The sequence below is a fragment of the Streptosporangium carneum genome, from assembly GCF_027922005.1.
GTDB classification, from domain to species: Bacteria; Actinomycetota; Actinomycetes; order Streptosporangiales; family Streptosporangiaceae; genus Streptosporangium; species Streptosporangium carneum.
The window spans coordinates 78,462-91,689 of sequence record NZ_BSEV01000027.1 but is presented as its reverse complement, the minus strand read 5'-3'; the positions used below and the strand labels follow the sequence as shown (position 1 = coordinate 91,689).

Below are 13,228 nucleotides of genomic sequence, written 5' to 3'. Positions count from 1 at the left end.
CGCCCGGCAAAGAGGCGTTACCTGGAGATGAGCCGCTTTGACGGCTTCGTCCGCTCGGCTGTCTGACCGGCCGGGTAGGGCTCCAGCGGATACATATTTCAAGGGGGATGTGGCTGTTATGCGGGCGACGTTCATGTACGGGGCCGGGGACGTGCGGGTCGAGACCGTCCCGGACCCGGTGATCAAGCAGCCGACCGACGCTCTGGTCCGGGTGGTGGCGGCGTGTGTGTGCGGCTCGGACCTGCACCCCTACCACTCGATGCCCGCCACGGGCGAGGCCGTCCCGATGGGGCACGAGTTCGTCGGTGTGGTCGAGGAGACCGGCGCGGAGGTCTTCACGGTGCGGCGGGGTGATCTGGTGATCGCGCCGTTCGCCTGGTCGGACGGGACGTGTGAGTTCTGCCGCGAGGGGTTGCAGACCTCCTGCCTGCACGGTGGGTTCTGGGCGCGGGACGGGGTCGGCGGTGGACAGGCCGAGGCCGTGCGGGTTCCGCTGGCCGACGGCACCCTGGTCAAGGCGCCGGTCGGGGAGGATTCGCAGCTGCTGCCGGGCCTGCTCACCCTGTCGGATGTGTACGGGACCGGCCATCACGCGGCCAGGCGTGCCGAGGTCGGCCCCGGCGACACCGTGGTGGTGATCGGCGATGGCGCGGTCGGGCTGCTGGCCGTCCTTGCGGCCCGCCGGCTCGGTGCCGAGCGGATCATCCCAGCCGGGCAGGGCCTTCGACCGCGCCATCGGCCTCGAGCAGACCCCCGGCGGCTACGCCGCCATGGACCGCCGCGAGGCCCTCAAGGTCCTCATCCGCCCCTGACCCCTGTTCCCGGCACGAACACGGCCTGTTCGAGTGACCCCGCGACGGCACTCTGCGGCCGCGGCGCGCCGTCGCGGCCCGGCCGGGTAGACCGGCCGCCACCCGCATGAAAGGAGCACTGTCGATGACTTCCCGTACCTGGTTGATCACCGGGGTGAGCGGCGGTTTTGGCCGTGAGCTCACCGAACGGCCCCTCGAGCGCGGCGACCGCGTGCTCGGCACCGTCCGCGACAGCGGCAAAGTCGCCGACCTGACCGGCACCTACCCCCGGATCTCCTCCTACGGCGGCCGGGTCGCTGCCCTGATGCCCGAATATGAGGGCAACCCGCCCACGCCTTCCAGGAGATGCTCGACCCCGACAAGGGCGGCCTCCACCGACTTCCCGCCCGGCCACTGACCATCGGAAATCCAGACGTCCTCCAGCCTTGACGAGGAGAAACGACCATGAAGCACGTAACGCTCGGCGACCTGACCGTCGGCCGCATCGGCCTGGGCATGATGGGCATGTCCTTCGCCTACGGCGGCGCGGGCAGCGACGACACCGAGTCCATCCGCACCCTCCACCGCGCCGTCGACCTCGGCGTCACCATGATCGACACCGCTGAGGTGTACGGCCCCTACACCAACGAGGAACTCCTCGGACAGGCGCTGAAGGGCATCCACCGCGACCGGGTCGTGATCGCCACCAAGTTCGGGATGATCTCCCACACCGGAGGGGACGGCCTCGACAGCAGCCCCGCCAACGTCCGCATAGCCGTCGAAGGATCGTTGCGCCGCCTGGGCGTCGACCACATCGACCTGTACTACCAGCACCGCGTCGACCCCGACACGCCGATCGAGGACACCGTCGGCGCCCTGGCCGACCTCGTCACCGAAGGCAAGATCACCCACATCGGGCTGTCCGAGGCCGGAGCCGCGACCATCCGCCGCGCCCACGCGATCCACCCGATCGCCGCCTTGCAGACCGAGTACTCGCTGTGGACCCGCGACCCCGAACCCGTGATCCTCCCGCTCCTGCGCGAGCTCGGCATCGGCCTGGTCGCCTACTCCCCACTGGGCCGCGGCTTCCTCACCGGTGCCATCACCGCCGACACCCGCTTTGAAGCAGACGACTTCCGGGCCTCCAACCCGCGCTTCACCGGTGCCAACTTCGACCACAACCTCCACCTCGCCGACCAGGTCAAGGCCATCGCCGCCGACGCCGGCGCCACCCCGGCGCAGGTCGCGCTCGCCTGGCTGCTGTCTCGCGGCGACGACGTCGTCCCCATCCCCGGCACAAAGCGCGTCACCCGCCTGGAGGAGAACACCGCCGCCGACGCCCTCACCCTCACCCCGGAGCAGACCGCCCGCCTCGACGCCCTCGCCGACGCCGCAGGCGACCACCACAACGAAGCTCAGATGAAGATGATCGGGCTGTGACCACGGCGCCCGCCATGCTCACAGGCCCGACCCCCCGTCACCATGTGGGTTGTCCGCCACGACGCCAACGGCCCCCTGTTCGACCTGGTCGGCAAGCGGCTCTCCCCGCGTAGCGGGTCGCCGCGAGCGTGCAGGGCGGCCACGCCACCGCCGCGCTGGTGGTCGGCAGGCTGTGCTCCTCGAAGCGGCATCAGAATGCGCCGATCAGCGCGATCAAGGAGTACGGGGCGCTGCGCCGCGGAGGTTCGCAGGTACGGTCCTCGATATGACACTTCTTCCGGATCTTCAGGGATGGATCGATCGGGCCGCTGGGCGGCACGGGGTGCCGGGGGCTGCGGTGGCGGTCGGGATGGGGGGTCAGCTGGCTGAGGCGGCCACCGGGGTGATCAATCTGGACACCGGGGTGGAGGCCACCGCCGACAGCCTGTTCCAGATCGGGTCGGTTACCAAAGTCTGGACGGCCGCCCTGGTGATGCAGCTTGTCGGGGAAGGGGCGGTCGATCTCGATGAGCCGGTCCGGAAGTATCTTCCCGAGTTCGGGGTGCTGGACGCCGCCGCCTCGGAGAGCATCACCGTGCGGCAGCTGCTGTCGCACACCGGTGGGTTCGACGGGGATCTGTTCGAGGACACCGGACGCGGGGACGACGCGGTGGCCAAGTTTGTTGCGTTCACGCGTGGCAACGCCCGGCAGGTCAGCGGGCCGGGGGAGCTGTTCTCGTACTGCAATGCCGGCTATTGCGCGCTCGGCGCCCTCGTCGCCGAGCTACGCGGGCGCACGTGGGAGGCCGCCATGCGGGAGCTGTTGATCGAGCCTCTCGGGGCGCGGCACATGGCGCTCTACGCCGAGGAGGCGATCATGTTCCGGGCCGCGGTCGGGCACGTCGGCGAGCCGCTGAGGGTGTCGCCCCGGCGGCAGCTGCCGCAGGCGAACGCGCCGGCTGGGTCCACGCCGAGCGCCGCGCCGCGTGACCTCGTGCGGTTCGGACGGATGCTGCTGGCCGATGGCGTGGCGGCCGACGGGACGCGGGTGCTGCCCGCGGGAACCTTCACCGAGATGTGCCGGCCGCAGGTCACGCTGCCGCGGCTGGGGGAGCGATACACGGCCGCCTGGGGTCTCGGGCTGATGCTCTTCGACTGGGACGGCAGGCCCGTGGTCGGCCACGACGGCAGCACCCCGGGCCAGAGCACGACCTGGCGCATCGTGCCCGACCACGGCCTGGTGCTCGCCGTCCACGCGAACGGCGGCCACGCCTCGGCCTTCATCGACGAGGTGCTGGCGGAGATCCTCTCGTCCGCGGCCGGGATCCGCCTGCCGTCGCGGGTACTGCCGCCGCACACCCCGGTACCGTTCCGCCCGGAGACCTACGCCGGGAGCTACTCCGTACCGTCGGTCACCTACGAGGTGAAGGCCGACGCCGACGGGCTGGAGATCACCGACATCCCGCACGGCCTCGCGGCGCAGTTCGGGGAGAGTGTCACGACCGCCCGCTACGTCCACGCCGGCGACAACCGCTTCGTCGGCGTCGAGCCGGACGAGGGGCTGCACCCACTGATCGCCTTCCTCCAGGACGGGCGCTTCCTCTACAACCTGCGCGCCGTGCCGCGTGTCACGGACTAGGGCTCACAGCGGCTTGGCCGGGGGCATGGCGATCCTGTCGACGGCCTCGCGGCGGCGGCGCTCAGGACGTCTGTCGTAGCGGGCCGTGGTGGCGGGGGAGGAGTGGCCGAGCAGCGCCTGCGCGGTGGCCAGGTCCACGCCTGCGTCGAGCAGCTCTCCGATGAAGGTGCGCCGGAAGTCGTGCGGGGTGCGGGGGGCCGCCCCCGCCTGCGCGAGCCGTCTGGCCAGTACGTCGGCGACGGCCTGGCCGGTCATGGCGGCGGGTCCGGTTCCGGCGACCCGCAGTGAGCCGTACCGGCTGATCGGGCAGAACAGCGCTCCCGCGGGGCGGCCCCGCACGGCCAGCCAGCGTTCCAGCCGTCCCACGGCTTCGGCGGTGAGGTAGACCATGCGTTCCTTGTCGCGCTTGCCGCGTACCCGTAGCGAGCGCGACGCGGGATCGTAGTCGCCCAGGGTCATCCCGGCGATCTCGGCCCGTCTGCAGCCGGTGGAGTAGAGCACGGCCAGCAGGGCGGCGTCACGGGCTCCCGCGGGGGAGTCGTCGCGGTCGCACGCGGCCAGGGCCGCGCCGACGACCTCCGGTGGGACGTGCTGGCCCGTCGGCAGGCGGGTGTGTTCTACGGTCGGCAGGTCGGCAGCGCGCCGGTATTCCTCGGCGGTCATCTGCCCGAGCCGCCAGGCCTCGCGCAGGACTCTGCGCAGTGCGACCAGGTGTTTGTTGACGTAGGCGGGGGACCAGCCGCGTTCGGTCATCAGGGCGCGGATGCGCACGGTGTGCTCGTAGCGCAGCAGGTGCCAGGGCTGGCCCGCGCCGGAGGAGACCTCGTCGCCGGAGACGAGGGCGGCCAGCCGGTCCAGGCAGCCGCGCATGGCGCGGCGCGACTCGGGGCTGGACAGGGAGTCGAGGTAGACCCGGTAGGGATCGCGGGCGGGCTCGACCGCGGCGGTCAGGGACGGTTCGGGTACGGCTGGCGCGCTCACCCGGCAGACTCTACCGACCCTTATGAATCTACATTGTAAAGGCGCCGGGTCGGTTCGAAAACGATCTTGAAAACATAACAAGGCCTGAAGGCTCATCACCTGAAAACAGGGCCGGGCGGGGGAGTCGGTGGATTTGCGGCGCTTGATGCGACAATCACCACATGCCACGCTTCGAACGGCTCACCATCGAAGAAGCCCGCACGCTCAGCCGCGACCAGCTCCTCGACCGCATCGAGGTCGAGCAGAGGTACTGGTATCGGCTCATGGACAGCGGGACGTTGCGTGTCGGTGAGGACGAGGCGTACAGGACTTTCACCCGGATCATGCATGCCGCCATTGACTCCGGCCGTGCCGTCTCCGACACGCTGGCTCTTCTCAACGGCGAGTGTGTGAGCGAGGAGTACTGGACGAGGCCGCTCGGGGAGCTCGGCGATCTCTGAGTCAGGCTCTCGTCGGGCTTCTCCGGAGGCGGGGTCCCGGTGGGGGCGGAAGTCCGGCGAACCTCCAGTCCTTTCCCTTGCCGTGCACCGGGTGCGGCGCCGGTGGTTCGAATCGCTTCCGTGGTCTGCGCTCGCCTCTTGCTGGGCATTGGTCCACTACTCGGTGGTACCGTATAGTGGTACTCGGTACCACCAAGTACCAGGAGAATCGAAGAGGACCCACGATGGACGACCTGACGGAGATGTTGAAGGGCACGCTTGAGGGCTGCGTGCTCGAAATCATCGGCGGCGAGGAGACCTACGGGTACGCCATCACGCGTCGGCTGAACGAACTCGGCTTCGCCGACGTCGTCGAGGGGACGGTTTACACCATCCTGCTGCGGCTGGAGAAGAAGGGGCTCGTCCAGGTGACGAAGCGACCGTCCGGGCTGGGCCCGCCGCGCAAGTTCTATGCGCTCAACGAGGCGGGGCGCGAAGAACTCGCAACGTTCTGGGCGAAGTGGGAGTACATCACGTCACGGCTCGACAAGCTCAAGGAGGGCGGGAGATGAACTTCTGGGAGACCGTGACAGGCAGTGATCTCACCAGGGAATGGAAGGCGTTCGAAGCCCGGGCCGAGGCGTTGCCGGCCGACTGTCGGGCGGCGTGGGAACAGATCAAGGGTCATCTTTCTCTCTACTCGGACTTCACGGGTAGAAACCTGACGCCGATTCTCGACGGTGCTCTGGGGCTGCTCGAAGAGACGGCGTTCGATGGGTGGAGCGTTCACGAGGTGCTGGGTGGCGACATCGGGGGCTTCTGCGCGGCGCTGGCCGGCGGAGAGGGGGCCCGGAGTCATCGCGACCGGTGGCGTGCGCGGTTGAACAGGAATGTCGCAAGGAAATTGGGCCGGCTGGGAGGCTGACGTGGGCGTCCAGGACATCGTCGAGGGCAAGAGGCAGTGGCGGGCGCACATGGCGCGGGTCAAGGCGCTTCCGCCGGACTATCGGATCGTCTACAAGGAGATTCAGAGGTACGTCTTCAAGGTCGGACCGGTCGACTTGCTTGACGGGTCCCTGCTCTCGGGGATCATCGATTTCTTCGAGGAGGGTGTCGCGGCCGGCAGGGGGGTCCTGGAGCTCGTCGGCGATGATGTCGCCGCCTTCTGCGACGGCCTGATCAAGGATTCGCGCACCTAGGCGGACATCTGTCAGGAGTCCGTCGGCGGGAAGACCGGCACGGCCGAGAGGTGACGCCCGTCGACCGGTGCCGGCGGAGTTCTTCGCCGGGTGGGCCTGAGGAGGGCATCGGTCTCCTGGCCGTCGACAGCCTGGTTGCCGCCGTGTGTGCCGAGTCGCGCCGTTGACTTTCGCTGAAGCCTCCGTCGCGGTCGCCTGCGGCGCTCGGCTGGTGGATGCCCGCCCGTGCTTTCAGCGGGTGGCCGACGGTGAGGTATCGGCGTCTGCTCTGTCGCCGCAGGGGGTTTCTGGGGGAGGGGTGGTTGGGTGAGTCCGTTCGCCGCCTCTCTTTTCCTGATGCCTGTAGCTGTTTGCCTAATATATCTAGGCAATGTAGCGTTCCGGGCGATTCGGCCTGCCGGGCAGTGAGGCCGGACGGCTGGCCCGGCTCGTCGAGGCCGAGGGGCGGCCTTCGATGCCGGGCCCCGAGTCGCTGATCATACGCATGGTGACGATGAACGGGGCGCTCGTCTTTCCCGGCCTGCGGGAGCCCCACGGCTGGAACGACCCCGCGCTGCTCGCGGCGGAGCTTCCCGGGGCGGGCGCCGTCTCGTCGGCGAGAGGCCTGGCGACGCTGTACGCGGCGGCTGCGACCGGGGTCGGCGGTTCGGCGCGGCTGCTCGCCCGGGACACCGTCACGGACGCGGTGCGGGAGTTGTCCGCAGGGGCGTCGTGGTCGGGGTTGCCGGACGTGGGAGCCCGGTGGGGGGCGGGTTTCCTGCTCGACGCGCCCCGGTTTCGGCCCATGCTCGGCGGGCGCAGTTTCGGCAACGACGGCGCGGGCGGCCAGTTCGCCTTCGGAGACGACGAGTTCGGGGTCGGCTTCGGCTATGTCGCCAACCGGATGATCGGCCATGGCGACGGGCGGGCCGGTCGGCTCGTCGCGGCGGTGCGGGAGTGCCTGACCGGACGCTGACGAGGGAGGAGTCGTGCCTTTTGCGTTTGCCGGTGGGGATGATTTCGCCGTCGGTGTCCGAGCGGCGCGAGCCAGCGCGGTCTGTCTCGCTTCTCCGGGGCGTAGGAGCCAAGGAACTCAGGCGGCGTCCCGCCCCGTGCCGCCGGGCCGTGGCCGTCAGCGCCGTACGGTCGACACCGCGTCCTTGTGCGACAGCCGTCCGCCGGTGAAGCACAGCCGGTACGCCGACGTCGGCGAGTTCGCCGTGATCCGGTAGAAGCGGCACTCGTCGGCGCCTTGCGGATCCGCGGGCGTGCCTGTCGGCCGTCTGTCGTCGTTAGCCTGGTGCGTCGGCAGTCGCGGCTCCAGTGACGGCAGGGGCTGTCCGAGGCGTAACTGTGTGTACACCTCGGCGTCCAGCACCGAGCGGTGCGCGATGTAGAGGTCGTAGCCGGAGGTCAGCGGCATCAGGGCGGCGGCCGCCGCGACCGGCATCCAGATCGCGTCGATCACGCTGCGCCGTACCTTGCGGCGGGCCAGGGCGAGCTCCCCCCGGGAGTCGGGCGGCGTGGCCGCGGCCCCGGGGGTGAGCGGCAGCCGGGCGGTGACGGCGAAGCCGCCGTCGGCGGGTCGTGTCCGCAGTGTGCCTCCGGCCAGCCGGACCCGCTCGTCCAGGCTTACCAGCCCGTAGCCGCCGGATCCCGCACCGGGTAGCGGCCGGGTGGGGGGCGCCGTGTTGACCACGGTGACCTCCGCCTCCCCGGCTGTGGGGTCCGTGCTCAGCCGCACGGTGACCGCGGCGCCCGGCGCGTGCTTGGTGGCATTGGTCAGGGCCTCCTGCACCACCCGGTACGCCGCCCGGTCGGTCATCGGCGGCAGCGGCCCCAGTTCGCCGTCCAGCCGCACCGTCATCCCCGCGGCGGCGGCCCGCTCGACCAGTGCGGCCACGGTGTCGCCGGACGGCAGGACGGGGGCGGGCTCGCCGTCCTCTCGCAGCACTCCGATGATCTCGCGCAGTCGTTCGGTGGCCTTGGCGGCGGACACGCGCAGTTCGGCGGCGGCCTTGTGGGCGGACTCGTCCATTCCCGGGTGCATCTGAAGTACGGCGGCGCGCAGTGCGACCAGGCTCAGCTCGTGCCCCAGCGAGTCGTGCATGTCGCCGGCGATCCGGGACCGCTCCACCAGGCGCATCCGCTCGCCGATCAGGTCCTGCTCCCGCTCCAGCCGCTCGGCGAGCTCCCATCCGGTACGGACGAGGTCGTCGTGCTGGCGGACGTACCGTCCGGCCAGCCAGGGCAGCATGATGGTCGTGACCGCGGTGGTGATCAGCGACAGCCAGTTCGACAGTGTGACGCCGGGGATGAGATTGACCTCCGCCAGCCCGGCCAGGCACACCCCGGTGAAGAGCAGCAGTCCTGGACGCATGCCGGCGGCCCGCCGTCCCAGCAGGAACGCCAGCAGCAGTTGGGCGATCATGAAGTTGTCGGTGTACAGCTCCGGGGTCACCGTCATTGCCAGCGCCGCAGGCACGGCCGCCGCCAGGACCGGCCGCCGCCGTCCCACGGCCACGGCCAGCGCCAGCAGCGGCACGGCGGCGATCTTCATCCAGGGCAGCGGGAGCCAGGGGTGCTGCTCCACTTCGGGGGATTCGTTCGCCGTGAACACCGGCACGGTGACGGCCAGCCACAGCAGCAGATCGGCGCCTTGTTCGCCGCCTGGGAACGCCTTCACGACGATGTCCCGCAACCGATTCATGGCGGTCACGCTACGCGGCGCCACCGTTGGCGGCACCTGACGAAAGTCAGGGGCGCCCGCTGCCGATCGTCCATGACCGCGGACCCTCTGGATTCCTACGGTCGAGGTCCATGAGCGATGCGATCCTTCGGGCCGTCGAAGTCGTGGCGGCCAGCCCACGGGAAGGAACCTGATGATCACCTTGGACGGACTGACCAAACGCTACGGCGGCAAGACCGCCGTGGACGACCTCACCCTGGAGCTCACCCCCGGCACGGTCACCGGTTTCCTCGGCCCGAACGGTGCAGGGAAGTCCACCGCCATGCGTGTGATCCTGGGGCTGGACGCCCCCACTTGCGGCACCGCCCTGATCGGCGGCCGCCGCTACGCGGACCTCGATCGTCCGCTGCGGACCGTCGGCGCTCTGCTGGACGCCAGGGCGGTCCACCCGGCCCGCAGCGGACGGGACCATCTGCGCGCCATGGCGCTGAGCCAGGACATCTCCTTCTCCCGGGTCGAGGAGGTCCTCGCTCTCACCGGGATGACCGACGCGGCCCGCCGCCGGGCCGGCACGTACTCCCTGGGCATGAGCCAGCGGCTCGGCATCGCGGGCGCCCTGCTCGGCGATCCTCAGGTGCTGATGCTGGACGAGCCGGTCAACGGCCTCGACCCCGACGGGGTGCGCTGGATCCGCACCCTGCTTCGATCGCTTGCCGCCGAGGGCCGCACGGTCTTCGTCTCCTCCCATCTGATGAGCGAGATGGAGCGCACCGCCGACCGGTTGATCGTTCTCGGCCGGGGCCGGCTGCTCGCCGACGAGTCGATGGAGAGGTTGGCCGCCGGCGCCGGGGTTCGGGTGCGCGGACCGCGGCTGCTGCCGCTGGCCGGCGTGCTGCCCGCCGCACGCTGGACCGGCCCCGAAGAGCTGACCGTCACCGGCCACACCAGTGAGCAGATCGGCCGGCGGGCGCATGAGCTGGGGCTGGTGCTGTACGAGCTGCGGCCCGTCGAGTCCTCGCTGGAGGAGTCGTACATGCGGCTGACCGCGAACAGCGCCGAGTACGGGGCTCAGAGGTGAACGCCCTGGCTCGCGCGGTCTCCGCCGAGTGGCTGAAACTTCGTTCTGTCCGCTCCACCTGGTGGTTCGCCGGTGGCGCTCTGCTGACGATGCTGCTGGTGGCGGTGCTGGAGGCGGAGGACACGGCAGGTTTCCTGCGGGGGCAGGGCCGGCCGGTCGAGCCGGTGTCGTCGGTCCTGGAGGGTGTCGAGTGGGTGCAGCTCGTTTTCGGATCGTTCGGCATGCTGGCGGTGACCAGTGAGTACGCCACCCGTGGCATCGTGGTGACGCTGGCCTGCACGCCGTCCCGGACCCGGCTGCTGCTGGCCAAGACGGCAGTGGTGGGCGCCGCGGTGTTCGTGGCCGGAGGGCTCACCGCCGTGCTCGGCGTGGCGGCCAGCGCGCCACTGCTGCAGAGATACTGGGAATTCGACGCCGGGCAGGTGGCGGGGCGGATCCTGGCCATGGCTGCCTACATGGCGCTCGTCGCCGCGCTGGCCCTCGGACTCGGCACGCTGATCCGGCGGTCGGCCGGGACCGTCACGGTGCTGTTCGTCCTGCTGTACGTGCTCCCTCTCGGGTTGCAGGGGGTCGCCGGGTCGCTGGACGTCGAGCTCCTCGTCACGGTCGCGGGCTTCACCCCCGGCCCCGCCGGTGAGCGCTTCATGGCCGGCGAGCCGGCTTTCGGCCTCGTGCTCACCGCGTGGGCCGTCGCGGCGGTCGTCGCGGGAGTGTGGGTGATGCGCAGGCGCGACGCCTGAGCGAATCGTCCCTTCGGCCGCGCGGGATCAGCGCTGCCTCGCCCGCCGGCACGGCCGCCTGGACGCGGTCTCTCACCTTCAGCCCGCACACCCGCCCGGATCAGGGTCTCCTCGCCGGCGAGCAGCACCTTGATCACTCCTGGAGAGTACCGTGGCGGCCGGCGGCGTCCGGGCGGTCCGGCCGAGGGCGACGGTGGGCCCGAGCGATATCGGCGGCAAAGTCCGGTCTGGCCGTGCGCGTGTGATCGCCGCGGGTGGGGTGCCGTCTCACCGGTGGGCGGACAGAATCGCGTGGTGGTCGGCGCCGGGCGGGCCGTCGGGGTCGGCGTGCACCGTGGCGGCGCGCAGGTGCGGCAACTCGTGGATCAGCCGGTGCTCGGCCGCCACCGCCACCGCGTGCGCCTGCAGGAGCGTCGCGTCGTGGCGGACGGCGATCTCGACCTCGGCGCGCAGCGCATGACCGATCCAGCGCAGCCGTACCGCCCCGACGTTCTCGACGCCGGGCACGCCGGCCAGGATGCGTTCGGCCGTCTCGACCAGGGCGGGGTCGACGGCGTCCATGAGCCGGTGGCAGATCTGCCGGGCCGCGTCCTTGAGCACGAGGCAGATCGCGATCGTGATCAGCAGCCCGATGATCGGGTCGGCGAGCGGGAGGCCGAGCGCGGCTCCGGCGGCGCTCAGCACGACGGCCAGGGAGGTGAGGCCGTCGGTGCGCGCGTGCAGGCCGTCGGCCACCAGCGCGGCCGAGCCGATCCGCCGGCCGACCCGGATCCGGTAGCGGGCGACCAGTTCGTTGCCGGCGAAACCCACCACGCCGGCCGCGGCCACGAGCCCCAGAAGCCGCACCTCGGCGGGGTCGATGAGGCGCTTGACGGCCTGGTATCCGGCCAGGGCGGCCGATGCGGCGATGAGCGCCACGATGACGATGCCGGCCAGATCCTCGGCGCGGCCGTAGCCGTAGGTGAAGCGGCGGGTGGCCGCCCGCCGCCCGAGCCAGAACGCGACGCCCAGCGGCAGCGCGGTCAGCGCGTCGGCGAGGTTGTGCAGGGTGTCGCCCAGCAGTGCCACCGACCCGGAGCGGGCCACGATGACCGCCTGGAGGGCGGCGGTGGCCATCAGCGCGGCGAACGAGATGACCAGCGCTCGCAGGCCGTGGCGGCTGGACTCCAGCGCCGCGTCGGTCTTGGTGGCGCTGTCGTGACTGTGCGGGGCGAAGGCATGGGCGAGTACGGCCGGCAACCGCCTGATCCGGCTCTGACGACCATGCCCATGCCCATGCTCGTGTCCATGCTCGTGCTCGTGCCGCGGGGGGTTCGGATCCGTCATCGGTGCACCTCGCCGTGAGAGCGGTCCCTGTGCCCGGATAATAGGTATTCATGTACGTACGCGACAACGGATCAGGTGCGACTCTCGCGCAGGAGCAACCCACCCGCGCGCAGGTGGACGCCGCCACCGCGGCTTTTCGCATGCTCAGCGACGCCACCCGGCTGCGGCTGATGTGGCTGCTGTCGGCGGGGGAGTACGACGTCGGCTCCCTGGCGGCGGCGCTCGGCGTGGCCCGGCCGTCGGTCTCCCAGCACCTGGCCAAGCTCCGCCTGGCCGGATTGGTGCGCACCCGCCGCGCCGGGCGCCGGGTGCTGTACCAGGCCCGTGACGCCCATGTGCGCGCGCTGATCGCCGAGGCGCTGTTCCACGCCGATCACGAGGTGTCCGGCCTGCCCCGCCACGACTGAGACGTATGACAGCCGTCGCGCCGGCCTCGGCGGGTCACCGGGCTCGGGCGGCCCGCTCATCCGCCTCGGTGAGGGTCACCATGTTGCGCCTTCGGTCAGGCCGCCCGTCCAGACCGCCACCGCCAGGTCCGCTCCGTGACTCTTCGTGAACGCGGAGCGGACTCTGATGCCAGGCGGCCGCCTCGGGGCCGATCGCGCCGACCCGGCCCGGGCGGGTCCCTCAGGGGTGGGTTTCGGCGGGCAGTTCGAACACCTGGTCCAGGGCGGTCACCCGGAACAGGTGGCGCAGGTAGGAGGTCAGGGCGACGATGCGCATGGTGGCGTCGTGGTCGTGGGCGGCGTTGTAGACGTTGATCAGGGCCGCCACCCCCGAGGAGTCGACGAAGTTCAGGCCGGACAGGTCCAGCTCCAGGTGGCGCGCCTGCCCGGGGAACAGGCCCTCGGCCAGGGTGAAGAGGTCGGCGGCCGTGTCGTAGTCCAGGTCGCCGGTGAGAACCAGCAGCATGGTGTCCGAAGCGGTGCTGTGCACCTCTGTGCGAAAGGGGGTCTTCTCGAGCATCT

General features: G+C 70.8%; 16 protein-coding genes. 12 read left to right on the top strand and 4 right to left on the bottom strand.

Translation table 11 applies throughout. The annotated features are described in order from the left end of the window. The first annotated feature begins 118 nt into the window (after nt 1-118). The 4 genes from PKF00_RS36380 (at nt 119) to PKF00_RS36365 (ending at nt 3,849) form a co-directional block, all read left to right on the top strand. Nucleotides 119-922, top strand: a complete 804-nt coding sequence (locus PKF00_RS36380; RefSeq protein WP_309298466.1) for an alcohol dehydrogenase catalytic domain-containing protein — start codon at nt 119-121, stop codon at nt 920-922. A 14-nt stretch (nt 923-936) separates the two neighbouring features. Then, nucleotides 937-1,209 (top strand): hypothetical protein, encoded by a 273-nt coding sequence (locus PKF00_RS36375; RefSeq protein WP_271222270.1) that lies wholly within the window; start codon nt 937-939, stop codon nt 1,207-1,209. 47 nt (nt 1,210-1,256) lie between these two features. Further along, entirely contained in the window at nt 1,257-2,231 is a 975-nt protein-coding gene (locus tag PKF00_RS36370) for an aldo/keto reductase (RefSeq protein WP_271222269.1), read from the top strand. 265 nt (nt 2,232-2,496) lie between these two features. Continuing rightward, nucleotides 2,497-3,849, top strand: coding sequence for a serine hydrolase domain-containing protein (locus PKF00_RS36365; protein ID WP_271222268.1), 1,353 nt, complete (start codon nt 2,497-2,499; stop codon nt 3,847-3,849). A 3-nt stretch (nt 3,850-3,852) separates the two neighbouring features. On the opposite strand, the gene PKF00_RS36360 is transcribed toward PKF00_RS36365, so the two are convergent. Beyond that, nucleotides 3,853-4,830, bottom strand: coding sequence for a tyrosine-type recombinase/integrase (locus tag PKF00_RS36360; RefSeq protein WP_271222267.1), 978 nt, complete (start codon nt 4,828-4,830; stop codon nt 3,853-3,855). Nucleotides 4,831-4,991: 161 nt separating this feature from the next. Between PKF00_RS36360 and PKF00_RS36355 the strand changes: the two genes are divergently transcribed. The 5 genes from PKF00_RS36355 to PKF00_RS36335 all read left to right on the top strand — a co-directional run bounded on the left by PKF00_RS36355 (nt 4,992) and on the right by PKF00_RS36335 (nt 7,403). Then, a complete protein-coding gene (locus PKF00_RS36355) occupies nt 4,992-5,270 on the top strand; it encodes a hypothetical protein (RefSeq protein WP_271222266.1) in 279 nt (92 codons plus the stop codon). A 224-nt stretch (nt 5,271-5,494) separates the two neighbouring features. Then, complete coding sequence (locus PKF00_RS36350; RefSeq protein WP_271222265.1) at nt 5,495-5,821, top strand: PadR family transcriptional regulator; 327 nt, start codon at nt 5,495-5,497, stop codon at nt 5,819-5,821. Continuing rightward, complete coding sequence (locus PKF00_RS36345) at nt 5,818-6,174, top strand: DUF1048 domain-containing protein (protein WP_271222264.1); 357 nt, start codon at nt 5,818-5,820, stop codon at nt 6,172-6,174. Before PKF00_RS36350 ends, PKF00_RS36345 begins: the two co-directional genes overlap by 4 nt. 1 nt (nt 6,175) lies before the next feature. After that, on the top strand, nt 6,176-6,448 hold the full coding sequence (locus tag PKF00_RS36340) for a DUF1048 domain-containing protein (RefSeq protein WP_271222263.1): 273 nt from the start codon (nt 6,176-6,178) through the stop codon (nt 6,446-6,448). A gap of 484 nt (nt 6,449-6,932) precedes the next feature. Beyond that, nucleotides 6,933-7,403 carry a serine hydrolase gene (locus PKF00_RS36335; RefSeq protein WP_271222262.1) on the top strand — a complete coding sequence of 157 codons (471 nt, stop codon included), beginning with the start codon at nt 6,933-6,935 and terminating at the stop codon, nt 7,401-7,403. A gap of 156 nt (nt 7,404-7,559) precedes the next feature. On the opposite strand, the gene PKF00_RS36330 is transcribed toward PKF00_RS36335, so the two are convergent. Next, nucleotides 7,560-9,137, bottom strand: coding sequence for a sensor histidine kinase (locus PKF00_RS36330; protein ID WP_271222261.1), 1,578 nt, complete (start codon nt 9,135-9,137; stop codon nt 7,560-7,562). Nucleotides 9,138-9,309: 172 nt separating this feature from the next. Between PKF00_RS36330 and PKF00_RS36325 the strand changes: the two genes are divergently transcribed. Then, nucleotides 9,310-10,194 (top strand): ABC transporter ATP-binding protein, encoded by an 885-nt coding sequence (locus PKF00_RS36325; protein ID WP_271222260.1) that lies wholly within the window; start codon nt 9,310-9,312, stop codon nt 10,192-10,194. Further along, nucleotides 10,191-10,934 carry a hypothetical protein gene (locus PKF00_RS36320; protein ID WP_271222259.1) on the top strand — a complete coding sequence of 248 codons (744 nt, stop codon included), beginning with the start codon at nt 10,191-10,193 and terminating at the stop codon, nt 10,932-10,934. The genes PKF00_RS36325 and PKF00_RS36320 overlap by 4 nt, the downstream gene beginning before the upstream one ends. A 267-nt stretch (nt 10,935-11,201) precedes the next feature. Here PKF00_RS36320 and PKF00_RS36315 read toward each other — a convergent pair whose 3' ends face one another. After that, a complete protein-coding gene (locus tag PKF00_RS36315) occupies nt 11,202-12,260 on the bottom strand; it encodes a cation diffusion facilitator family transporter (protein WP_271222258.1) in 1,059 nt (352 codons plus the stop codon). A 50-nt stretch (nt 12,261-12,310) separates the two neighbouring features. Here PKF00_RS36315 and PKF00_RS36310 point away from each other — a divergent pair, with 50 nt between their 5' ends. After that, complete coding sequence (locus PKF00_RS36310; RefSeq protein WP_271222257.1) at nt 12,311-12,667, top strand: ArsR/SmtB family transcription factor; 357 nt, start codon at nt 12,311-12,313, stop codon at nt 12,665-12,667. Between the two features lie 220 nt (nt 12,668-12,887). Here the strand turns inward: PKF00_RS36310 and PKF00_RS36305 are convergent, their stop codons facing one another. Beyond that, nucleotides 12,888-13,226: an STAS domain-containing protein gene (locus PKF00_RS36305; RefSeq protein WP_271222256.1), complete on the bottom strand. Its 339-nt coding sequence runs from the start codon at nt 13,224-13,226 to the stop codon at nt 12,888-12,890. Nucleotides 13,227-13,228: the final 2 nt, after the last annotated feature.

Bases quoted from the DNA above. Each gene is read 5' to 3' on its own strand.
- PKF00_RS36380 (WP_309298466.1), top strand. From the start codon at position 119: ATGCGGGCGACGTTCATGTACGGGGCCGGGGACGTGCGGGTCGAGACC.
- PKF00_RS36375 (WP_271222270.1), top strand. From the start codon at position 937: ATGACTTCCCGTACCTGGTTGATCACCGGGGTGAGCGGCGGTTTTGGC.
- PKF00_RS36370 (WP_271222269.1), top strand. From the start codon at position 1,257: ATGAAGCACGTAACGCTCGGCGACCTGACCGTCGGCCGCATCGGCCTG.
- PKF00_RS36365 (WP_271222268.1), top strand. From the start codon at position 2,497: ATGACACTTCTTCCGGATCTTCAGGGATGGATCGATCGGGCCGCTGGG.
- PKF00_RS36355 (WP_271222266.1), top strand. From the start codon at position 4,992: ATGCCACGCTTCGAACGGCTCACCATCGAAGAAGCCCGCACGCTCAGC.
- PKF00_RS36350 (WP_271222265.1), top strand. From the start codon at position 5,495: ATGGACGACCTGACGGAGATGTTGAAGGGCACGCTTGAGGGCTGCGTG.
- PKF00_RS36345 (WP_271222264.1), top strand. From the start codon at position 5,818: ATGAACTTCTGGGAGACCGTGACAGGCAGTGATCTCACCAGGGAATGG.
- PKF00_RS36335 (WP_271222262.1), top strand. From the start codon at position 6,933: ATGGTGACGATGAACGGGGCGCTCGTCTTTCCCGGCCTGCGGGAGCCC.
- PKF00_RS36330 (WP_271222261.1), bottom strand. From the start codon at position 9,137: ATGAATCGGTTGCGGGACATCGTCGTGAAGGCGTTCCCAGGCGGCGAA.
- PKF00_RS36325 (WP_271222260.1), top strand. From the start codon at position 9,310: ATGATCACCTTGGACGGACTGACCAAACGCTACGGCGGCAAGACCGCC.
- PKF00_RS36315 (WP_271222258.1), bottom strand. From the start codon at position 12,260: ATGACGGATCCGAACCCCCCGCGGCACGAGCACGAGCATGGACACGAG.
- PKF00_RS36310 (WP_271222257.1), top strand. From the start codon at position 12,311: ATGTACGTACGCGACAACGGATCAGGTGCGACTCTCGCGCAGGAGCAA.
- PKF00_RS36305 (WP_271222256.1), bottom strand. From the start codon at position 13,226: ATGCTCGAGAAGACCCCCTTTCGCACAGAGGTGCACAGCACCGCTTCG.